Annotated in this window: 20 protein-coding genes; 7 read left to right on the top strand and 13 right to left on the bottom strand. The window is 73.7% G+C overall.

The annotated features are described in order from the left end of the window. Positions 1 to 159 precede the first annotated feature (159 nt). On the top strand, positions 160 to 2037 hold the full coding sequence (locus RIF68_RS05655; protein ID WP_309050017.1) for an NAD-binding protein: 1878 nt from the start codon (positions 160 to 162) through the stop codon (positions 2035 to 2037). Between the two features lie 411 nt (positions 2038 to 2448). Beyond that, the gene (locus RIF68_RS05650) at positions 2449 to 2952 is read left to right on the top strand and encodes a MarR family transcriptional regulator (RefSeq protein ID WP_309050016.1); all 504 of its coding nucleotides are present in this window, start codon (positions 2449 to 2451) and stop codon (positions 2950 to 2952) included. 9 nt (positions 2953 to 2961) lie between these two features. On the opposite strand, the gene RIF68_RS05645 is transcribed toward RIF68_RS05650, so the two are convergent. The 6 genes from RIF68_RS05645 to RIF68_RS05620 form a co-directional block, all read right to left on the bottom strand. Further along, positions 2962 to 4770 (bottom strand): SpoIIE family protein phosphatase, encoded by a 1809-nt coding sequence (locus RIF68_RS05645; protein WP_309050015.1) that lies wholly within the window; start codon positions 4768 to 4770, stop codon positions 2962 to 2964. Beyond that, positions 4767 to 5843: a SpoIIE family protein phosphatase gene (locus tag RIF68_RS05640; protein WP_309050014.1), complete on the bottom strand. Its 1077-nt coding sequence runs from the start codon at positions 5841 to 5843 to the stop codon at positions 4767 to 4769. The genes RIF68_RS05645 and RIF68_RS05640 overlap by 4 nt, the downstream gene beginning before the upstream one ends. Beyond that, the gene (locus RIF68_RS05635) at positions 5840 to 6283 is read right to left on the bottom strand and encodes an anti-sigma regulatory factor (protein WP_309050018.1); all 444 of its coding nucleotides are present in this window, start codon (positions 6281 to 6283) and stop codon (positions 5840 to 5842) included. Before RIF68_RS05635 ends, RIF68_RS05640 begins: the two co-directional genes overlap by 4 nt. Beyond that, on the bottom strand, positions 6283 to 6702 hold the full coding sequence (locus tag RIF68_RS05630; RefSeq protein WP_309050013.1) for an STAS domain-containing protein: 420 nt from the start codon (positions 6700 to 6702) through the stop codon (positions 6283 to 6285). The genes RIF68_RS05635 and RIF68_RS05630 overlap by 1 nt, the downstream gene beginning before the upstream one ends. Continuing rightward, positions 6699 to 7595 carry an STAS domain-containing protein gene (locus RIF68_RS05625; RefSeq protein ID WP_309050012.1) on the bottom strand — a complete coding sequence of 299 codons (897 nt, stop codon included), beginning with the start codon at positions 7593 to 7595 and terminating at the stop codon, positions 6699 to 6701. The genes RIF68_RS05630 and RIF68_RS05625 overlap by 4 nt, the downstream gene beginning before the upstream one ends. Positions 7596 to 7703: 108 nt before the next feature. Next, entirely contained in the window at positions 7704 to 8897 is a 1194-nt protein-coding gene (locus tag RIF68_RS05620; protein ID WP_309050011.1) for a SpoIIE family protein phosphatase, read from the bottom strand. Between the two features lie 193 nt (positions 8898 to 9090). Here RIF68_RS05620 and RIF68_RS05615 point away from each other — a divergent pair, with 193 nt between their 5' ends. Next, positions 9091 to 9525 carry a MarR family transcriptional regulator gene (locus RIF68_RS05615; protein WP_309050010.1) on the top strand — a complete coding sequence of 145 codons (435 nt, stop codon included), beginning with the start codon at positions 9091 to 9093 and terminating at the stop codon, positions 9523 to 9525. A 315-nt stretch (positions 9526 to 9840) separates the two neighbouring features. Here RIF68_RS05615 and RIF68_RS05610 read toward each other — a convergent pair whose 3' ends face one another. Both RIF68_RS05610 and RIF68_RS05605 read right to left on the bottom strand, forming a co-directional pair. Continuing rightward, positions 9841 to 10482 (bottom strand): hypothetical protein, encoded by a 642-nt coding sequence (locus RIF68_RS05610; protein WP_309050009.1) that lies wholly within the window; start codon positions 10480 to 10482, stop codon positions 9841 to 9843. Next, positions 10482 to 11099, bottom strand: coding sequence for a hypothetical protein (locus tag RIF68_RS05605; protein ID WP_309050008.1), 618 nt, complete (start codon positions 11097 to 11099; stop codon positions 10482 to 10484). Before RIF68_RS05605 ends, RIF68_RS05610 begins: the two co-directional genes overlap by 1 nt. Positions 11100 to 11249: 150 nt before the next feature. Between RIF68_RS05605 and RIF68_RS05600 the strand changes: the two genes are divergently transcribed. Then, positions 11250 to 11576: a YkvA family protein gene (locus RIF68_RS05600; protein ID WP_309050007.1), complete on the top strand. Its 327-nt coding sequence runs from the start codon at positions 11250 to 11252 to the stop codon at positions 11574 to 11576. 24 nt (positions 11577 to 11600) lie between these two features. Here the strand turns inward: RIF68_RS05600 and RIF68_RS05595 are convergent, their stop codons facing one another. Beyond that, entirely contained in the window at positions 11601 to 13403 is a 1803-nt protein-coding gene (locus RIF68_RS05595) for a SpoIIE family protein phosphatase (protein ID WP_309050006.1), read from the bottom strand. Positions 13404 to 13986: 583 nt separating this feature from the next. Here RIF68_RS05595 and RIF68_RS05590 point away from each other — a divergent pair. Then, positions 13987 to 14433 (top strand): SSI family serine proteinase inhibitor, encoded by a 447-nt coding sequence (locus RIF68_RS05590; protein WP_309050005.1) that lies wholly within the window; start codon positions 13987 to 13989, stop codon positions 14431 to 14433. A gap of 234 nt (positions 14434 to 14667) precedes the next feature. Here the strand turns inward: RIF68_RS05590 and RIF68_RS05585 are convergent, their stop codons facing one another. From RIF68_RS05585 to RIF68_RS05575, 3 genes are all read right to left on the bottom strand, one after another. Then, positions 14668 to 14883 (bottom strand): hypothetical protein, encoded by a 216-nt coding sequence (locus RIF68_RS05585; RefSeq protein ID WP_309050004.1) that lies wholly within the window; start codon positions 14881 to 14883, stop codon positions 14668 to 14670. Positions 14884 to 14946: 63 nt separating this feature from the next. Continuing rightward, positions 14947 to 15999 (bottom strand): TerC family protein, encoded by a 1053-nt coding sequence (locus RIF68_RS05580; RefSeq protein WP_309050003.1) that lies wholly within the window; start codon positions 15997 to 15999, stop codon positions 14947 to 14949. Between the two features lie 275 nt (positions 16000 to 16274). Then, the gene (locus tag RIF68_RS05575; RefSeq protein ID WP_309050002.1) at positions 16275 to 16829 is read right to left on the bottom strand and encodes a helix-turn-helix transcriptional regulator; all 555 of its coding nucleotides are present in this window, start codon (positions 16827 to 16829) and stop codon (positions 16275 to 16277) included. Between the two features lie 188 nt (positions 16830 to 17017). Here RIF68_RS05575 and RIF68_RS05570 point away from each other — a divergent pair, with 188 nt between their 5' ends. Beyond that, complete coding sequence (locus tag RIF68_RS05570; RefSeq protein WP_309050001.1) at positions 17018 to 18142, top strand: aryl-sulfate sulfotransferase; 1125 nt, start codon at positions 17018 to 17020, stop codon at positions 18140 to 18142. Beyond that, positions 18139 to 19500 carry a solute carrier family 23 protein gene (locus RIF68_RS05565; RefSeq protein ID WP_309050000.1) on the top strand — a complete coding sequence of 454 codons (1362 nt, stop codon included), beginning with the start codon at positions 18139 to 18141 and terminating at the stop codon, positions 19498 to 19500. Before RIF68_RS05570 ends, RIF68_RS05565 begins: the two co-directional genes overlap by 4 nt. Before the next feature lie 58 nt (positions 19501 to 19558). Here the strand turns inward: RIF68_RS05565 and RIF68_RS05560 are convergent. Continuing rightward, positions 19559 to 20244, bottom strand: a 686-nt coding sequence (locus RIF68_RS05560) for a substrate-binding domain-containing protein (RefSeq protein WP_309049999.1), incomplete at its 5' end; no start/stop codon positions are given.

The following is a 20244-nucleotide window of genomic DNA, read 5'->3' as shown; positions in this document are numbered from 1 at the left end:
GCGATTCACCTGTACGTGGTGCTCGCCGCCACCGCCGCGCTGGGGCGGACGCGTGACGCGGAGGTCCCGTCGGCCGGGCCTCGTGGACCGCCGCGGTGAGGACTCGCATGATGGCTCCGACGCTGACTACCAGCGGAGCCCCGCGAGGCAGGAGTTCTTGTGCTGCAGAAGTTCCGCTATCGGGTCGACAACGTCATGGGCCGGGGCGCCCCCGCCCTGATCGGCGTCCTCGCCGTCCTCTGCTGCCTGCTCGCGGCCCTCAACGGTCTGCTCCTGCTGGCGTTCGCCCCCGACGGCATCCGGCCGGACAACGCCCGTTCCTCGGTGTGGGACGGGTTCCTCAGAGTGCTGAGCCCCACCATCCTGGTCAAGGACCGGGGATCGGTCCTCTTCCTCGGGGTCGCGATCCTCATGGCCTTCGGCGGCATCATGCTGATGAGCACGCTGATCCCGGTGATCAGCGCCGGGTTGCAGAACCAGCTCGCACGGCTGCGGGCCGGAAGGACGCCCGTGGTGGAGACCGGCCACACCGTCATCCTCGGCTGGTCCTCCCAGGTCCATGTGATCGTGGCGGAACTGGTCGAGGCCAACCGCAGCCGCCGCCACGCCTGCATCGCGGTCCTCGCCGAGAAGGACCGTTCGGAGATGGAGACCGAGATCCGTGAACGGGTCGGCGACACGGCCGGCACCCGTATCGTCTGCCGTACCGGCAACCCCGCCGATCCCCAGGACGTGAGCATCGTCAGCCCCGGGCGGGCCAGGTCGGTGATCGTCCTGGCGGCCGAGGACGACGCCCCGGACTTCGGCGTCATCAAGTCCCTGCTCGCCGTCGCCGGAACGCCCGGGGAGGAGGGCACGGGCCCGCTCCTCGTCGCCGGGGTCGCGGACGAGCAGAACCTCGCCGCGGCCCGCCTGGCGGGCGGACCGCGCTGCCGTGTCGTCAGCACCCAGGGGTTCATCGCCCGCCTGCTGGTGCAGAGCAGCCTGCAGTCGGGACTCTCCCGCGTCTACAGCGAGCTGCTGGACTTCGCCGGCCAGGAGATCTACCTGACCCACCAGCCGGAACTGGCCGGACGGCGCTTCGACGACGCTCTGCTCGCCTTCCGCGCCTCCACCGTCATCGGACTGATGCGGCAGGACGGCCACATCCTGATGAACCCGCACGGCGACACCCGCGTCGAGGCCTCGGACCGGATCGTCGTCATCAGCGAGGACATCAGCACCATCGCCCTGGCCGACCCCGCCACGGAGGAGTTCGCCCCTGTGCCCCCGCCACCCGCGGTGACGTCGCGGAGCCCGGGCCGCGGCGTCCTCGTCCTCGGCTCCAACCGGCGCCTCGGTGCCATCGTCGAGCAGCTGGGTGCCCACCTTCCGGCCGGCTCGCGCGTCGACGTCGTCACCGACACGCCGACCGTGATCGAGGCGGGGCGCGGCAACGGACTCGAACTGACGGTCCGGCAGGCCGACATCACCCGGCGGCACGTCCTGGAGGACCTGTCCGTGGACGGGTACGACCACGTCATCGTCCTCTGTCCCGGCGACCGCGACCCGCAGGAGGCGGACGCCGGTACCCTCGCCACCCTGCTCAACCTCCGGGATCTCGCGGAGCGCACCACGCACCCCTTCACCCTGGTGACCGAGATGGCCGACGACCGCAACCGGGTCCTGGCCCAGGCCGGCAAACCCGACGATCTCATCGTGAGCGGCAACTTCCTGAGCCTGCGCCTCTCCCAGATCTCCCAGAACCCCCATCTCGACAGGATCTTCGACGAACTGTTCGCGCCCACCGGCTTCCAGATCGCCCTGCACCCCGCCGCGCACTACGTGCCGCTGAACCGGCCGGTCACCTTCGGTTCCGTCGTGGGCGCCGTCCGGCACCAGGGGCACCTGGCCATCGGCCATCGCATCGCCCGGCACATCGGACGGTCACCCCACCACGGGGTCGAGCTCAACCCGGACAGGGAGCAGGCGAGGACCTACACGGACCGGGACCAGGTCGTCCTGCTCACCGGCAGTTCACTCATCCGCCCCGACTGACCTCCACCCGCGCGCCGTTCGGCACGCTCCCGGTATCTTCACGACCCCACCGCGTCCTCCTCACCCCCGTGCCGGTTTGTCCACAAGCGCCCGGGGGCGCCCCACCCTGGGCTAGGTTGCTGGCATGCCGGTCGACGTCGAAGCACCCAGCGCCGCGAAGCCTTCGCCGAGAGGGGTCTCGACATCGCCACCCGGGTGGCGGACGCCGGCCCCGGTCTCCGGCTCGCGCGCCTTCGCGGAGGGGGGCCCGGCCGGTCCCTCGCGCCTCTCCCGCCCCTGATCCGTTTCCCTGTCCCACCCGGCTTCCTACGATGGCTCGACCGGCGGTGCTTGCTCGGCGACTCATCGGGTAACGCGTTTGAATGAGGGTGTTATCCATATGGGCAGGCGAATGCTGAAAGCGATGGGTTCGTGACTCGTCTCAGTGGCTCCGGAGACGATCGGTCGAAGGGAACGGGCGGAGATCCGTCGTCCCTCGCCCTGGAGATCTCCGACGCGGTGGACGGTCTCGCGCACCTGTGGGCCGCGGCGAGTCAGGAGGCGAGTCTGCGGCTGTCGCCGCACCAGCTGCGGGCGCTGCGGATTCTGCAGTCCGAGCCGGGGCTCAACCTCACCACGCTCGCGGAGGGCATGGAGATAGGGCTGCCGACGGCCAGCCGGCTGTGCGACCGGCTGGCGGCGGCGGGGCTGCTGGAGCGGGTGCTCCACCCGCACAAGCGCCGTGAGGTGCAGCTGAACCTCACGACACGGGGCCGACAGGTGCTGGACGAGGTGGCGGCCCACCGGTCGCGGGCACTCGCCGAGGTGCTGGCCGCCATGAAACCGGACGACCGGGAGGCACTGAGCCGGGGCATGCGCGCCCTCCTGGCCGCCCAGGACGCCACCGCCCGGCACATGGGCGGCCACCGGTTCTGACCGGGCCGGTCAGCTGACGGCCGCCCCCAGCTCCCCGGCCGCCTCGGCGTCCTGGGGCGGCGTCACCATGTGGCACATCAGCAGGCAGACGTCGTCGTCCCGTTCGGAGTCGTGCAGGAGTTGCTTGAGCACGTCGTCGGCCGCCGCGTTCAGGTCCTGCTCCAGCTCCGTCGTGTCGAAGCCGGCCATGGAGCGGGCGAGGCGCTCGATCCCCGGGTCGATGCCGTCCGCGCGGCGTTCGACCAGGCCGTCGGTGTAGAGCACCAGGGACGAGCCCGGGGGCAGTTCGGCCCGGTGGTCCTGGTAGGTGAAGGGCACGGGGATGCCCAGCATCACGCCCGGCTTGGCGTCCAGGACGCGTACGGAGCCGTCGGCGGCGCGCACCACGGCGGGCAGGTGGCCCGCCGACGCCCAGACCACCTCCGGTTCGCCCGGGCGGAACCGGGCGATCATCGCGGTGGCGTACAGCTCCGGCTGCAGGTGACAGAGCATGCGGTGCAGGTGGCTGAGGATCTCGCCGGGGCTCTTGTTCTCGACCGCGTACGCGCGCAGCGCCGTGCGGAGCTGGCCCATGACGACGGCGGCGTGCAGCCCGTGGCCGGTGACGTCCCCTATGACGGCGAGGAGTCCGCCGTCGGGCTGGAGGAAGGCGTCGTACCAGTCGCCGCCGATGTTCAGGCCGCGGGTGGCCGGCAGGTACCGGGCGGCCAGGAGCAGGCCCGGCGGGTCGGGCAGGTCGGTGAGCTGGGCCCGCTGCAGGGCCTCGGCGGTGTCGCGGTACTGCTCGTAGCGGCGGGCGTTGTCCAGAGCGATTCCGACGCGCCGGGCCAGTTCGACCAGCATCACCCCGGTGTCCGCGTCGAAGCGGGGCCCCGGGGCGGTGAGGGTGATGACGCCCAGCAGGCGGTGGGCCGTGAGGGGGATCGCCAGGAGCGGCCGGTCGGGGGAGAGGGCGGAGGGCGGAAGGTCGTCCGTGCCGGGCAGCCCGCCGGGGTGGGCGGCGGCGTGCTGGGGACGGCCGGTGCGGGCGGCGGCCACCGCGGCCAGCGAGTGCTCCCGCGCCCGGTACGCGCGCCCGTCGTGCCCTTCGTACGCGACGTCGTCACCACCGTCCTGGTCCGCGCCCTCCTCGTCGAAGAGCCAGACGTCGAGGTGGGCGGCGTACTCCGGTACGAGCATGTCGGCCAGGCGGCGCAGAACGGCGGTGGCGCTGAGGGAGGCGGTGATGGCGGCGCTGGCGTCGGCGAGGAAGGTGAGCAGCCGGCGGGCCCGCTCGGCCTCGGCGCGGGCGGTCCGTTCGGCTTCGAGCAGCTCGCGCTGGGCCACCGCCGCCGCCTCCAGGTCGGAGTGGAGCGCCAGGACACCCTGGTTGGTCTTGTGCAGCTCCTCCTCGTGGAGCCGTACGAGATCCTCCTGCTCGTCGAGGAGGCGCAGCACGGTCGCGGTGTTCTCGTCGGCGCGCAGCAGGGCCTCGGACAGCGGCACTTCGGGACCGGAGCCGTCCGGGGGAGCGGGGTGCGGCAGGGGGCAGGTCAGGGTGGGCGCCGTCCCCGGGCCGGGGGCGGGCGCGCCGACCGGGTCCAGGACCACCTCCAGACGGCCGTCCCGCCGGCCGGCGGGCGGGTGGACCCGGAGCAGCAGCGCCCATTCGCCGCCCTGGTCGAGACAGTGGCGCAGCCGCGCCGTCAGGGCGGTGAGGAAGCGGGCGCGCTCCAGCGCCGGAGCGCCGCCCTCGGTGACGATCCGGTCGAGGGCGGCGCGGGTCCGCGCCGCGTCGGCGAGCGACGCCAGCTTCCGGACGTGAGTGGTTGCGGTCATGGACTCCCATCCGATGGGGCAGGGGCCAGTACGGCCACGCAGGTGTCGTCGCGCTCGGGGCGCGCGGCGCTGCCCGCGTCGCGGAGGATGACCGCGGCGACCACCGCCGGGTCATGAGCGGTGAGCAGGGGATCGTCGGGGGGCACCCAGCGGCTGGGGAGGCCGTCGCTGTGCAGGACCAGCAGGCGGTCCGGCCCCCAGTCCGCCTCGCGTACGGGGACGGTGGCGGGGAAGTGGGCCCCGACGATGCCGGGATGGGAGACGAGGTGCTGCCATCCGCCGGGGGTACGGAGCCTGGCCCCGATGTTGCCGACACCGGCGAACGACAGCCGGCCGGTGTCCTCGTCGAGCCGGGCGACGCCGACGGCGGCGCCCCGCGTGGTGCGCAGCGCGGTGTGCAGCCGCCGCAGGATCTCGGGGGGCGGAAGGTCCGCGTGCCGGCGCAGGGTCTCGACGGCGGCGGTCGACGCCAGGGCCGCCTTGGCGCCGTGTCCGAGCCCGTCCGCGAGCATCAGGGTGACCCGTGAGCCCGAGCGCACCGCGGTGCAGGCGTCCCCGGAGTGCTCGGCGTGGGCGAGGGAGGTGGTGACGCCGCCGGCGCGCACGCCCTGCCGAAAGGAGCCGGCCCGTGGGCGGGAGGCGGCTCTGGAAGGCCGCTCCCGGCCGACGCGCGCCACGGCGACGGTGCCGCGGCCCGGCGCGCTGTGCAGGTCGAACTCGTGGGACACGCGCCGGCAGGTGCCGAGACCGGCGCCGAGGGACGCCCGGGCGGTGGTGGAGCCGTCCCGCAGCGCGGCCGCGACGTCGGCGATGCCGGGCCCGTGGTCCAGGGAGGTGATCTGGACGCGGGGCGCGGCATCGGGGTCGGGGTGGGCGGGGCCGGCCGGCTCGATCATCACGCGGCCGCCGCCCGCGTGTTTGACCAGGTTGGTGGCGAGCTCGGTGGCCACCAGCGCCGCGACCGCCGTGGCGTGGGCGTCCAGGCCGACGTGGGCGGACGCGGCCTCGGCGGCGACGCGGACGTCCCGGACCCGGGTGGAGTCCTGCACCGGGATGTCCCAGACCCTGCTCATGAGGCACCTGCGCGGGGCGAGGGCACACCGGACACCCAGTCGGCGATGGTGACGGTGGTGCCCTCGCCGGGGCGGCTGTCGATGGCGAACTCCGCGACCAGGCGCTTGGATCCGCTCAGACCCTTCCCGAGGCCGCCTCCGGTCGTGTACCCGTCGGTCATGGCGAGTTCGAGGTCCCGGATGCCGGGGCCCCGGTCGACGAAGGAGAGCCGCAGCCCGACCCTGTTCCCTTCGGCCAGCGGTGTCATCTCCATGTGACCGCCGCCCCCGTGGACGAGGGTGTTCCGGGCGAGTTCGCTCACCGCGGTCACCAGCTTCGTCTGCTGGACCAGGCCGAAACCGAGCGCCGCCGCGGCCTGCCGCACCTGTTGGCGTACCCAGGCGAGATCGGCGTCGGAGCCGATGGACAGGCGTGTGGCCGACACGAACGGGGCATGCATCACGCGCCCTCTTCCGGGTGGGTGGTCGGGGCCGCGGGGGAGGGGTGGCCCAGCAGGGACAGGGCCCTTTCGACGTCCAGGGCCGTGTCCAGGCCCGGCATGGTGAGGCCCAGTTCGACCAGGGTGATGGCCACGGAGGGGCGCATCCCGGCGAGGACCGTCCGGGTGGCCAGCAGGCGGGCGCTGGCGGCGATCTCGGCGAGGATCCGGCCGAGGAAGGAGTCGACGATCTCCACGCCCGAGATGTCGATCACCACGCCGCCCACCGGTGCCGGGCTCGACGCGATGCGCTGGGTGATGTCCTGCTGGAGCCGCTCCGCCGCCGTGTCGTGCAGATCGCCCTGCAGGGTGACGAGCAGCACGTCGCCCAGCACGAGGACCGGCACCGGTCCCGGCTGGGTGGCGAAGGGCCCCGTCACCGCGCGTTCCCTCCCATGGCCGGCCGCGGCGACACGACGATGCCCTGCTGGCTGAGCGCGTACGCCAGGGCGTCGGAGAGACCGGCGCGCGTGATGATCGTCCCGAGGTCGATGCCGAGCTGCACGATCGTCTGGGCGATGGCCGGCCGGATCCCGGAGACGATGCACTCGGCGCCCATCAGTCGGGCGGCGGCGACGGTCTTCATCAGGTGCTGGGCCACCAGCGAGTCGACGGTGGGCACCCCGGTGATGTCGAGGATGGCGTACCGGGCCCGCTGGTCCACGATCGCCTCCAGCAGGCTCTCCATCACGATCTGGCTGCGCGCGCTGTCGAGGGTGCCGATCAGCGGCACCGCGACGACACCGTCCCACAGCCGGATGACGGGCGTGGCCACCTCCAGGAGCTGCTGGCGCTGCCGGGCGATCAGTTCCTCGCCCGCGTCGACCGTGGTCTCCATGACGACCAGGCGGAGCGTGCCGATGAGGATCGTCAGCGCGATCTCGTTCGCCTGGGCCCGGGGGTCGGCGGGGTCGTCGTACTCCGCGCGCAGCAGGCTGGTGACCGGCTCGCGCAGCCCGGCGACCTCGCCCGCGATCTGCGACGGGGTGTACCCGGCCTTCGCCCGGGAGGCCGCCATGCGGCCGAGCTGTTCCCGCACGGAGTCGAAACCGGGGGCCCGGAGGTCCTCCGGCCGCCCGCCGCGGGCCACTTCGGCCAGGGCGTCCACGACGGCCTTGCACGCCTCGACCGCCTCGTCGCGTGACACGGTGAACACCGCGCGGAACAGGGAGGCCTCCGCCCACCGCTGGGCGATCTGCTCGCGCCGGCGCTCCAGGAAGTCGCTCAGCTCCCGCGTCACGTCGAGGGCCGTTTCGTGCTCCGCCACCTGCATCGTCTCCCTGCTGCGAGGCCCCGGGCCGACCGGTCGGCCATCCCCGAGCAATTATTGCTACATGACAAACGTTAACGCGAGGTCGCGCCCCCGACCCACACGCGATCGTCACATCCGCTCGCCGCCCGTTCGGTCGCCGGGAGGCCTCCCCCGCCAGTCCAGGCACACCACCAGGGCGTCGTCGTCGGGTGCCGGCCGTCCCCGGTGCCCGCCGAGCTCCCGCAGGACGGCACGGGGCACCTCGGCGGCGGGCAGCAGCCGCGTGGAGTGGATGGCCCGGCTGAGGGCCTCCTCCCCGTACTCCTCCCCCTTGGGGGAGGCCGCGGCGTGCACCCCGTCGCTGACGAAGACCAGCCGGTCGCCGGGCTCGACGTGGAAGTCCTGCGCCACGTAGTCGGTCTCCTCGAACATGCCCAACGGCAGCTGGGCCTCGAAGGTGACGTGTTCCACGACACCGCGGCGCAGCCGCACCAGCCGGGGCGAGCCCGCGTCCACCACCCGCGCCCGTCCGGTGGACAGGTCGAAGTCGAACATGAGGACGGACAGGTACGCCCGGCCCTGGTAATGCGCGTAGACGGCCTGGTCGGCCAGGGCCGCCTGGTCGGCGAGGGAGATGCCGGCCCGCCGGGCGTTGCGCAGCGCGTTGATGGCCAGGTTCGTGAGCAGGGCGGCCTCTATGCCCTCGCCCATGCCGTTGGTGACGTACAGCATCAGGTGGTCGGCGGTCGAGGACCAGTCGAAGTTGTCACCGAAGATGGCGTACGCGGGTTCCAGCTGGGCCCCCAGGTCGTACTCGGCGCGCGAGCACGAGCGGCCCGGCAGCAGCTGCCACTGCATCTCGGCGGCCAGGGTGAGCCGGTCCTTGCGGCGCGCCTGCAGGTACAGGTCGGTGTCGCGCTCGGCCACGATCAGCTCACGGGCCAGTACGTCGGCCGCCTGGGCCAGTTCGGGCGTCCACCGCCGTGCCGCGTCACTTCCGGGCAGGGTCACGGTCAGCACGCCGAGCCGGTCCCCGCGCACGCTGACCGGCAGGTGCAGGCGCGTCCGCCCGTCCCTCTCCTCCTCGCGGTACGGCTCCTGGGAGCCGAAGGCGCGGCCGGCAGGACTGTTGTGCACGGACACCGGTTCGCCCGACAGCGGCAGCGTCGCCACGGGCTGGAGGACGGTCAGGCCGTAGTCGGCCATGAACAGCTCGACGTCCTCCGCGCCGTACTGTTCCGTCAGTACGGCACGGATGGCGTCGAGCAACTCGTGGGGAGCCGCCGCACGCAGAGCGCGTTCGGCGGCCAGAAATCTCTTCATGTCGGAAACACACCATTCCTTCTCCGCTGCGGGTGCCCCTCGGCCGGGGCCGGGTTCCCGTCGGGAACACCCCGGCCCGGGGGCATCGGTGATCAATGCGTACGCCTAGTACGCTGACAGGCATCCCCGTGCCTGCGAGAGTGTGACTGTGACTGCCTTCCGCCGCCGCCCAGAGCCCGACGAGGTCGCGCGTGTGACGACCACGGCCGTCGAGCTGCTGGAAGTCGTGTGGGGCCGGGCGTCGACCGCACCCACCTCGGCCTCCCAGCTGCGGGTGCTGCACATCCTGGAACACCACGAGGGCATCAACCTGCGCACCCTCGCCGAGTCGCTCGCCTCCACCCCGCCCTCCACCAGCCGGCTCTGCGACCGGCTCGTGGCCGCCGGGCTCGTCGAGCGGACCGTGAGCCAGGGGGACAGGCGGGAGGTGCGGCTGCACCTGAGTGCCCCGGGCCGCGCGTTCCTCGCCGATCTGCGGACGCGCCGGGAGCGGGAACTTCGGCAGGTGCTGTCGGACATGCCCGCCGAGAAGCGGGTGGCGCTGCTGGAGGGGCTGGAGGCGTTCTGTTCCGCCGCCGCGACGCAGATACACGGCGTCACCCCCGACGCGGACAGCCGGACCGCCTGAGCACCCGGGCGCCGCGCCGGTGTCACCGGCGCCACACGGTGCGGGCGACCAGCACACGGAGACCTCCCCGCCCACCGGAGCATTCCTGGTCCTTCCCCGTGCGCGTCCGACACGCCTACTCTGTTGCTCCACGGCCATAGTTGTCAAACGGCAACAATACGTCCGACGGCCCCGCCCGCACTCTGTTACCCCGTCGTCGCGGACATGTGCGGCAGTTGTGTGCCATGTCTCCCGGAGGAGTGACGTCCACCCGTCCGGAGGGCCGGAAACCCCCTGGCGTCCAGGGGGTTTCCGGTCTTCGGGAGGTCGCCGGGCTCAGGTGCCGAGCAGCCGCCGCGTCACTTCGCGGTAGGTCCGCAGCAGCACCCGGAGCCGCTCGGTGTCCCGGTCCGGGCCGGCGGCCCGGCCGTCCTCCCGCCAGCCCGCCCGCAACGCGGCCCGGCGGTCCCGCAAGGAGGCGAGGAGCTGTTCCTCCGCCTCCGCCAGGACCTCGTCCGCCTCGGCGACCGACTCGTGGGGCGCGTCGACGAATCGTACGAGCGCGTGGTGCAGGCGCTGTTCGAGACGGTCGCGCGTGTCCTCGTCGAACAGCCGGTCGCCGTCGTCCGCAGCCGGGCTCCCGCCGAGGGCGGGACCGGCGTCCGGGTGGTCGGCGGCGTCCCGTCCGCGCGGCGCGGCGGGGGTCGCGGCGGGAGCGTTCCTCTCGCTCCCGCCGTTCCGGCCCGCGGCACTGGGATCCTCGGACGGGACGGTCGGCTGCCGCTGCCGCGGCAGTGCGGTGGGTGGTGGTACGGCGGGCGGGGGAGCCGGAGGGCCGGTGCGCTGGACGGGGACGCTCCCGGGCGGCGGCCCCTCTCCGTCGAGGGGCGCGGCCGGGCCCGTCGGCGGCGTGGACGCCTGCCGCGGGTCCTCCTCGTCCCCGCCCTTGGCCCACCGGTCATGGTTCTCGTGCGCCATCACGCACCACTTCCCTTCGGCTTGAGGAGATGGGGCGCCCGGTGCCGCCCCGAGGCCGGGCGGCCGGCGACGGGGGACGCGGCCGCCGTCAGCTCCTCGAACAGGGCACGCGCCCCGAGCAGCGCCGTCCGCATCTCCTCGGTGGAGGCCGCCTGGGTACGCGCCGCGTGCCGCAGCGCGCGCAGGCCCCCCACCTGGTGCGGGTGGTGCACCGACAGCGCGGCGAGCTGCTCCTCGCGCCGTTCGGGCTCGGGGAAACCCCGGGTCGCCGCGATCCTGGTCAGAAGCTCGTCGGCGTCGGCGAGGGCCTGCCCCGGCGCGTCGACGAAGCGTTCCTGGAGCGTGGCCCACCGGCCGGCGTAGTGCTCGCGGACCGCGGCCTCCAGCGGCAGCGGACGGAGGCGGCCGTACCGTTCGACCCGCTCCCGCAGATCGCGGTGGGCCGACTCGCGGTCGCCGCCGTGCTGTTCGAGGGTGCGGTCGTACTCGGGGCCGAAGCGCCGTTCGAGGGAGCGCCTGCCGCCGTCCGCGCCGGTACGGGCCCGGAGCAGGACGCCGGCCGCCACCAGCGCGGCGAGCAGCGCCACGAGGAGGAGAACTGCGGTCACGGTCGACATGGTTGCCTTCCTGGACGGTGACTCATGGCTGGCTGTTCGTCACGGTGTGGTGGGCGCCCGCCGATCCGCATTGCCGCTCGCCGGGAGGTCAAACCCCGCGGCCCGCCGGACCGCCCGCGCGGCGGGACCGTGACGGGGTAGGAGAGCGCCATGGACAACGCACCCTGGCTGATCGTGGCCCTGGTTCTCGTACTCGCGGTGGCGGGCTGCGCGGCCGTTCTGCTCGTCCGGGTCCTGCGGGCCCGCAGACTGCTGCTGGACGCCGGAGTCCCGCTGCGTTCCAAGGCCCTCTTCTGGACCGCGGTCGTGTACACGGTCTCGCCGGTCGACCTGCTGCCGGACCCCGTGTACCTGGACGACATCGGCGTCCTGCTGCTCGCCCTGCGAGCGCTGGGCGCCGCGGCGGCCGGAAACGGATCGGCCCGTCAGGAACCGCCCCCGGCCGGCCGGTCGAAGAGGCTGCCGCCGTCCCCCTGAGGGCGCCCCGTCGACGGGGCGCCCTCAGGGCAGGTTCTGTTCCGCCCAGACCACCTTGCCGGTGACGGTGCGGCACGAACCCCACCGGCGGCACAGCATGTTGATGAGCTGGAGGCCCCGGCCGCCCTCGTCGCTGAGATCGGCGTGCTGGATCTGCGGCAGGTCGGGACCGGTGTCCGAGACCTCCACGACGAGGCGCTCGCCGCGCAGCAGCCGGAGCCGGCCCGGGCCGTTGCCGTACCGCAGGGCGTTGCCCACGAGTTCGGAGACGACCAGTTCGCACACGTCGGCCAGCTCCGTCAGCTCCCACGCGGCGAGCTGGTCGGTGACCAGACCCCGGGCCACGGACGCCGCGCGCCCCTCCCGTGGCAGGGTCCACTCCCGCACGTCGGCCGGGGCGTCCGGGGCGTCCCCGGCGGTCGTCGCGACGAGGAGCACGGCCTCGTCGAAACGGGCCGCGCCCGCGGGAGCGCACCCGATGAGGCCGCCGCCTTCGACCGCCTCGGGCGCCAGCCCGCCCGCCGCCGAGCGCAGGAGGTCCAGCTGCCGCTCCAGGTCCGCGTGCCGGGACTTCACCAGACCGTCGGTGTACATCACCAGACTGCCGCCCGGCGGTACGCGCAGCCGGACCGCGTCGTACGGGATCACACCCGCCCCCAGCGGCGCGCCGACGGGGACGTCCGCGAACGCCGCGGCGTCCGGGCCGCCGAGCAGCAGCGGGGGCAGATGCCCCGCGCTGGCCAGCGTGTAGGTCGAGTCGGCCGGGTCGAACACGGCGCAGAGGAAGGTGGCGACCTGCTCGTCCTCCAGGTCGCGGGTGGCCAGGTCGAGGCGGGCCAGGACGCGCTCGGGCGCCATGTCCAGGGTCATCAGGGTGCGGGCGACCGCCCGCAGCCGCCCCATCGTGGCGGCGGCGGGCAGCCCGTGCCCCATGACGTCGCCCACCATGAGGGCCGTACGCCCGCCGGGCAGCGCCATCACGTCGTACCAGTCGCCGCCCACGCCGTGATGGGCGGTGGACGGCGCGTACTCGCCCCGCACCCGCAGTCCGGGCGTCACGGGGGTCGCGCGGGGCAGGAGGCTCCGCTGGAGCGAGACGACGTGCTCGCGCTCACGGCCGTACAGCCGGGCGTTGTCGATGTAGACGGCGGCCTGGGAGGCGAGCTGTTCCGCGAGGGCCAGGTCGGTGGCCGAGAACGGCGGGGTGCCCGGTCCGCGGACGAAGTCCGCGCTGCCGAGCAGCAGGCCCCGGGCGATCAGCGGGACCGCGAGGTAGCTGTGCACTCCGGCGGCCCGCATCTTGGCCGCGGCGCTCGCGGTCGGCGCGACCCTGAGGAAGTCGTCGTCCCGCATCCGGCTCACCAGCACCGGCTTGCCCTGCCGCAGGCAGTAGCGGTGGAGCAGCGTCTCGTGCGCCTCCTCGGCCCGGAAGGTGGTCTCGCCGACCGGGGTGGGCTCCAGGGAGGAGAGCGCGTCGACGGCGCAGACCGCGGTGGCCCGCATGGGAGGGACGCCCGTACCCGTCCAGCGCAGTCCCTCGTCGCCTCGCAGGACGCTCTCCAGGATGTCGACGGCGGCGCCGTCGGCGAAGCCGGGCACGGTGAACTCGGCCAGCTCCTGCGCGGTGCGTTCCAGGTCGAGGGTGGTGCCGATCCTGGTACCGGCCAGATTCAGCCAGGCCAGCCGGTCACGGGTGGTGAGCCGGTCGAAGGGCGTCCGCGCGCCGCCCCGCCCGAGCCGCCCCCGGGATCCGGCCGAGCGGTGCGCCGCACCCCTCCCGGCCGAGGCACGGCCGACCAGGCGCCGTCTCCCCTTGCCGTCGTTCACTCTTCCGGCCTCCCGACAGGAACTCGACCGCTGTTGGTGCCCAGCATGCACGTTTTCCGGCCGCTTGGCTTCGCCCCGGCCGTTCCCGAACCACCGGGGTGCGAAGAAGGCGACGGCGTCCGATCGGCGCTCCTGTCCTCCGCGGGGGAAAACTCGCTGGTCACGGGCCGGACCGAAGGAGTTCGCCCGGAATTCGCCCCGGAAGGCGGCTCTCCTCGCTCCTCCCTTCCGGCGGGCCGGGGATCGCCGCGGTGTCCCACCCCGCCCTGCCGGTCGCAGGGGCCCTGCATTCCGGACGATCGTGCGTCCGCACGGAAGGTCCCGTTTTGAACGTTTTTCGCGACATCGCAGGCCAGGGGATCGTCCGAGCTTGTACCGCTGCGGCGGCCGCGCTCCGGAGGGCGGTGGAGAGGGACCGGAACACCGCCTCCCAGCTGCCCGAACGACCAGTCGGTCGGGGCGCGTGGCGGGCGGCGGCCGGAACCTTGCGACCAGGTGTGCGATCAGCCCGCGCCTCGACAAAACTCCGAGCCGCGGCCGATCGGCCCGCACCCTCAAGGTCACCTCACGAAGGGACACTCCTGTGCGTTACTTCCGCACCCTCGGCGCCACCGCCTTCGCCACCGCGACGGGCCTCGCCCTTGTCGGCACCGCTCTCGCCGGCACCGGCACGGCCGAGGCGGCGCCCGCGAGCCTCTACGCGCCGTCGGCGCTCGTCCTCACCATCGGTGAGGGCGAGGACCCGGCGACCGCCACCGTCACCCGCGCGGTCACCCTGAACTGCGCCCCGACCCCGTCCGGCACCCATCCCGCGCCGGAGGAGGCCTGCGCCGAACTGGCGGCGGCGGACGGGAACTTCACGAACCTGACGGCGACAGGGGAGGACCGCCCCTGTACGCGCGAGTGGAACCCGGTCACCGTCACGGGGGACGGCGTCTGGCAGGGGCGGCGCGTCACCTGGTCGGAGACCTACGGCAACCCGTGCGAACTGTCGGCCCGCACGGCGGCGACCACGGTCTTCGCGTTCTGACGGACGCCACGCGAACCACGGACGCCGGGCGATCCGGCGACGCCGGAGGAAACCGCCGTGACCCGGCGCAAGCCCCCGGAAGCCGTGGGACCCGCCCGGGACGTGACCGGACCCGACGGACCTCGGGACGGTCTTTCCCCGGGCGGACCCCAGTCACCGGCCCCCGCGCCGCACCGGGCGGGGCCGGTGCCTCGTACCACCTCGTCGCCGTCGCCGCCGACGCCCGCGAGGGGCTCAGCGCGAGGAATCGCCGCGCGCCTTCCCTGTGCGGGGCAGAGGCTCCTCCAGATACTCGGGACAGTCCGGGTTGCGGCACGGACCCGGCCCCCACTCGGGGACGAAGAGGCCCAGTGTCTTGTGCCGGCGCTTCACCACGGTGTCGACGGTCTGCTTGCAGACCGGGCAGACAAGCACGCCGTGCTGCCCGGTCGGGTGCTCGTTTTTACCCATTTTTTAACGATAGTCCCGCCCTGCGCGTGAGGGAAGCCGCTCCTGGCGAGCACGTCCGGGCGGTCAGCGGGAGGGCGGGTCGTCCGGGCCGGCGTCCCGGGTGTCCGGGGCGGGATCCGGCTCCCCCGGGGAGTCCGCGTCCTGCGGGCTCTCCTCCGCGTCGGCGGCCCCCCGTCCCTTCCCCCGGGGTGGCAGACGCAGGCTGAACGCGACGGAGGTGGCGAGGATCACGGCGATGACGGCCAGACTGATCGGCGACGGGATCTCGGGGACGGCGGGGCTGATCAGCTTGTGGGACGCCTGAAGGATCAGCTTGACGCCGATGAACGACAGGATCACCGCGAGGCCGGTGTTGAGGTAGTGGAAGCGGTCGAGGAGACCGGACAGCATGAAGTAGAGGGCGCGCAGGCCCAGGATGGCGAAGGCGTTGCTGGTGTAGACGATGAAGGCGTCGTCGCTCACGGCCAGAACGGCCGGAACGCTGTCCACGGCGAAGATCAGATCGGCCGCCTCGATCGCCGCCACCACCGCGAGCAGCGGCGTGGCCACGCGCTTGCCCGCCTCCTTGACGAAGAACTTCGCCCCCGCGTACTCGTCGCGCACCGGTACGACCTTCCGCAGCAGCCTGACGGCGAAGCTGTTGCCCGGGTCGAAGGTGTCGTCCTCCTCCCTGAGCAGCTTGTACGTGCTGTAGAAGAGGATGGCGGCGAAGACGAAGAGGATCGCGGTGAAACGGCTGACCACGGCCACGCCGAGCGTCAGGAAGACGCCCCGGAAGAACAGGGCGCCGATGACGCCGAAGAACAGCACCCGGTGCTGATAGGCGCGGGGCACCTTGAAGTACCCGAAGATCACGGCGAAGACGAAGAGGTTGTCGACGGACAGACTCTTCTCCAGCAGCCAGGCCGTCGTGTACTCCGTGCCCGCGGTCGTTCCGAGGACGAGGAAGACGACGGCGCCGAAGACCAGCGCGAGGCCCACCCACAGGCCGCTCCAGGCGGCCGCCTCCTTGAATCCGATCACGTGCGCGCTGCGGTGGGCCAGCAGATCCACCGCCAGCGACACCACCACCGTCGCGGCGAACGCCGCCCACAACCAGAACGGGACCTCGAGCACGGCGGCCACACTCCCCGTGACCTGACCTGACCTGACCTGACCTGACCTGACCTGACCTGACCTGACCTGACTTGCCTGCCGGCCCGACGCGCGTCGGGCCCCGCGGCCGGCGTCTCACGCACCGGCCCCTTGCTACGAGTCTGGGGCATGTCGCCCGATGCCGCCGCTCCTGGCGGCGGGTGGACGTCGGCGGGAGCGGAGGTGCCGCCTCCCGGCGCCGGTTCGCCGCCGATCCGGATCATGGGGCCGCGGACGGACCGACGCCGTCGGGTTCCTCAGGGCTCCAGCAGCTCCAGATGTTCCCCGACCGCGACGACGAGGACCCGGGAGCCGGGGTCCGTGGTGCGCCAGCGGTGCCGGACGCCGCCCGACAGGAGCAGGGAGTCACCGCGTTCCAGACGGTGGAGCCGGCCGTCGGCCTCCACCTCCACCGCGCCGTCCGCCACGTACAGCAACTCGTCGTGCCGGTGCCGGAACTCACGGTCCGCCTCGTGCCGGCCCACGAACTCCAGCGCGTGCAGCTGATGACGGCCCCGCACGACCGGCCGGACACGTCCCTCCCGGTCCAGACCGCCGTCGTCCCCGGCGCGCACGACGTCGACGGTGCGGGTCTCGTCCGAGGCGGCGAGCAACTGGACCGCCGTCGTGCCGAGGGCGTCAGCGATCCGCTGGAGCGAGCGCATGCTGGGGCGTGCCCGGTCGTTCTCGATCTGGCTCAGGAACGGGGACGAGAGCCCGCTGCGCCGCCCGACCTCGGCGAGCGTCAGATCCAGCGCCCGGCGCCGGCGGCGCACGGCGGCGCCGACCCGCGGTGTGTTCGCGGCCTCCATGACTGGTCCCGTCCTCCCGCCCCACGGCGCCGTCCCGCCCGGTCGGCGGCGCCCGACCGCAGCCTACGCCGCGCGCGGCGGGCCGCCGCCGACGATTTCGTACGGCTGACACACGCACGTCACACCCCGCCCCTACCGTCAAAGTCGGTTGTTCTCATCAAAGAAAGTTTGACGCGAGGAGCTCCGACATGCCCCTGATCGACCAGAACTCGCGCCGTCGGCGCCCCACCGGCCTCATCGCCCTCGACGAAGCCGCGGCGTCGGAGGGATACACCCTCTACGCGCCCCTCACCGGCACCGGCGAGGTCCATCTCGTCGACCTCCACGGCCGCACCGTCCACCGGTGGGACCTTCCCTACCGCCCCGGCCGCCACGCCCGGCTCCTCGACGGCGGGACCCTCGCCTACAACGGCGTACTTCCCGGCGAGAAGGCGCTGTTCCCGATGTGGCACAAGTACCGGGGCGGTGTCATGCTCCGTGCCGCGCCCGACGGAACCGTGCTGCGGGAGCACCGCGACCCCCTCCAGCACCACGACGCCCACCACTACGACGACGGCCGCGTCCTCTACACCGCCCTCGAACCCCTCACCGGGGCCGACGCCGCGGCGGTACGGGGCGGAGTGCCGGGCTCGGAGGCCGCCGGCGGCACCGTCTGGGCCGACACCGTCAAGGAGATCGGCCCCGACGGCGAACTCCTCTGGTCCTGGCGGGCGGCGGAACACCTCGACCGGGACTCCTTCGCGCTCCACGAGGCGTACGCCCGGGAACACTGGCCCCTGATCAACAGCGTCACGCCCCTGCGCGACGGCAACGTCCTCGCCAGTCTGCGCAGCGTCTCCGCCGTCGTCGTCATCAGCCGGGACACCGGCGAGATCCTCTGGCGCAGCCGCCCCGGAACGGTCAGCCAGCAGCACGCGCCCACCGAACTGGACGACGGCCGCCTCCTCGTCTTCGACAACGGCGTCTTCCGGCCCGGCCACGACGTGCCGTACTCCCGCGTCGTCGAGATCGACCGCACGGCCGGAGACGTCGTGTGGGAGTACCACGACCCCGCCCGCGAGTTCTTCTTCGCACCGTTCATGGGCTCGGCGCAGCGCCTGCCCAACGGCAACACGCTCGTCACCGACTCCCCGTCGGGGCGCCTCTTCGAAGTGACGAGGGACGGCTACCTGTGCTGGGAGTACGTGGTCCCCCACTTCGCCGGCTACGGCGAGAGCGAGGTCCGGGGCCTCTTCCCGTCCGAGCCCAACGCCGTCTTCCGCGCCTACCGTTACACCGCCGACGAGATCCCGTGGCTGGGGGCCACGGCATGACGACCGCCCCGGCCACCCCGCCCGCCCCCGCCCCGGCCGGCGCGTCCGCACCCGTCGACGCGCGGGTGCCGCTGCGCCGGCTGGCCCCCCTGGCGGCGCAGCACGTCCTCGCGATGATCGCCGCCCCCGTCTCCACCGTCTTCCTCGTCTCCGGCACCCTCCGCATGCCGGCCGGCGCGACGGCCTCGCTGCTCAGCGCCGTCCTGCTGCTGTGCGGCGCGGGCGCGCTCCTCCAGTCCCTCGGCGTGGGGCGGATCGGGGGCCGCCTCCCGTTCGTCATGCTGCCCGGCGGGGCGGCGACGGCCCTGTTCCTCCAGATCGCGCAGGAGCACGGCGCGCCGACCGCCACCGGCGCGGTCCTCCTGGCGGCGGGACTCCTGCTGGCCGTCCTGCCCCTGTACGCCCGGGTCGTACGGCTCTTTCCGCCGCTCGTCATGGGCGTGACCGTGCTGCTCATCGGCATCGCGATGATCCGGGTCGCCGCCCGCCTCGTCACCGGGCCGGACGGCACCGGCGAGCCGCGCGCGGTGCTCCTGGCCGCGATCACGGTGGCGGCGACCGCCGCCGCGTACGTACTGCTGCGCGGCGTCCGGCGCCAGACCTCGGTCCTCCTCGGCATGGCGGCCGGCACCGCCGTGGCGGTGGTGACCGGCCTGGGGGACTTCACCCCGGCGGCCGGCGGCGGCTTCGCCCTGCCCGCCTTCCTGCCCTTCGGCACCCCCCGCTTCGACGTCCTGGCCGCCCTCCCGCTGCTGGTGTTCAGCCTCACCACCCTGGCCGAGATCACCGGCCAGACCGTGCTCAACAGCGAGACCGTCGGCCGCAGGCCGGAGCCGGCCCGTGACGTGCCGCGCGTCGCCCGCGCCGACGCCCTGGTCTCGCTGGCCGGCGGCCTGTTCGGCACCTCGCTCATGGTCACCAGCGCCGAGAACATCGGCATCGGCCGCCTCACCGGTGTCCGCAGCCGCTTCGTGACCGCCGGCTCCGGTGTCCTCCTCGTCGCCCTCGGCCTCGCCACCCCCGTCTCCCGCGCCCTGGCCGGCATCCCCGAGGCCGTCGTCGGCGGCTCCTCCCTCGTCGTCTACGCCGTCATCGCCGTGCTCGGTGTCGACATGCTCCGCCGCGCCGACCTCTCCGCCACCGGCCACGGCACCCTGACCGCCGCCCTCGCCCTCACCGCCGGTCTCCTGCCCCTTCTCGCCCCCGACCTGTACGCGGGCTTCCCCTCCTGGGCCCGCACGATTCTCGGCAGCGGGGTCGTCGCCGGCACCCTCACGGCCGTCGTCCTCACGGCGCTCCTGCGGCCGCGCGGCGGGCGGGACGCGGACGGGGGAGGCGACCCGCCGAGCCGGCCCTGAGCGGCCGCGCCGCGCGCACGGCGCCGCCGGCCCGGCACCGGGCCGGGCGCGGAGCCGGTCAGGGGGCGATCGCGGGCCCGATCGGGGAGCCGCTGGAGGCACGGACCGTCAGGTGCGCGGGGAGGCGGCGGGGGGCCGGGGCGTCACCGGAGAGGTGGCGGAGGAGTTCGCGCAGGGCCGTGCGGCCCAGGTCCTTCATGGGGGAGTGGACGCTGGTCAGCGGTACGGGCAGCTCCGCCGCGACGGGGACGTCGTTGAAGCCGGCGAGCGCGAGGTCGGCACCGACGCGCAGGCCGAGGTCGCGGGCCGCGCCCATCGCGCCGATCGCCGCCAGGTCGTTGACCGCGAAGAGGGCGGTGGGGCGGGGCACGGAGGTGAGCAGTTCGGTGGCGGCGCGCCGGCCGCCGGCCGTGTCGAAGCCGCAGGCGCGTACGGCCTCCGGAGGCAGCGGCAGTCCCGCCTCGCGATAGCGGTCCGCGAAACCGGCGGTGCGGTCCGTGCCCGTACTGGCGAACGCCTCGCCCGCGATCACACCGACCCGGCGGTGCCCCAGGCCGAGGAAGTGCTCGGCCACCAGCCGCCCGCCGTGGCGGTCGTCGCAGACGACGGCCGGATGTCCGCCGTCCGTACGGCGGTTGACGAGGACGAACGGTGTGCCGCTCCGTTCGAGGCCGGCCAGCGCCGCCCCGTCCAGGTGGGCGTCGCCGATGATCAGCCCGTCCACCCTCCGGGCGAGGACCATCT

Origin of the sequence: Streptomyces sp., assembly GCF_031178505.1 — a bacterium.
Classification (GTDB): Bacteria; Actinomycetota; Actinomycetes; order Streptomycetales; family Streptomycetaceae; genus Streptomyces; species Streptomyces gulbargensis.
Note: the sequence above shows the minus strand (reverse complement) of the source record. Positions and strands in the feature narration are given on the sequence as shown.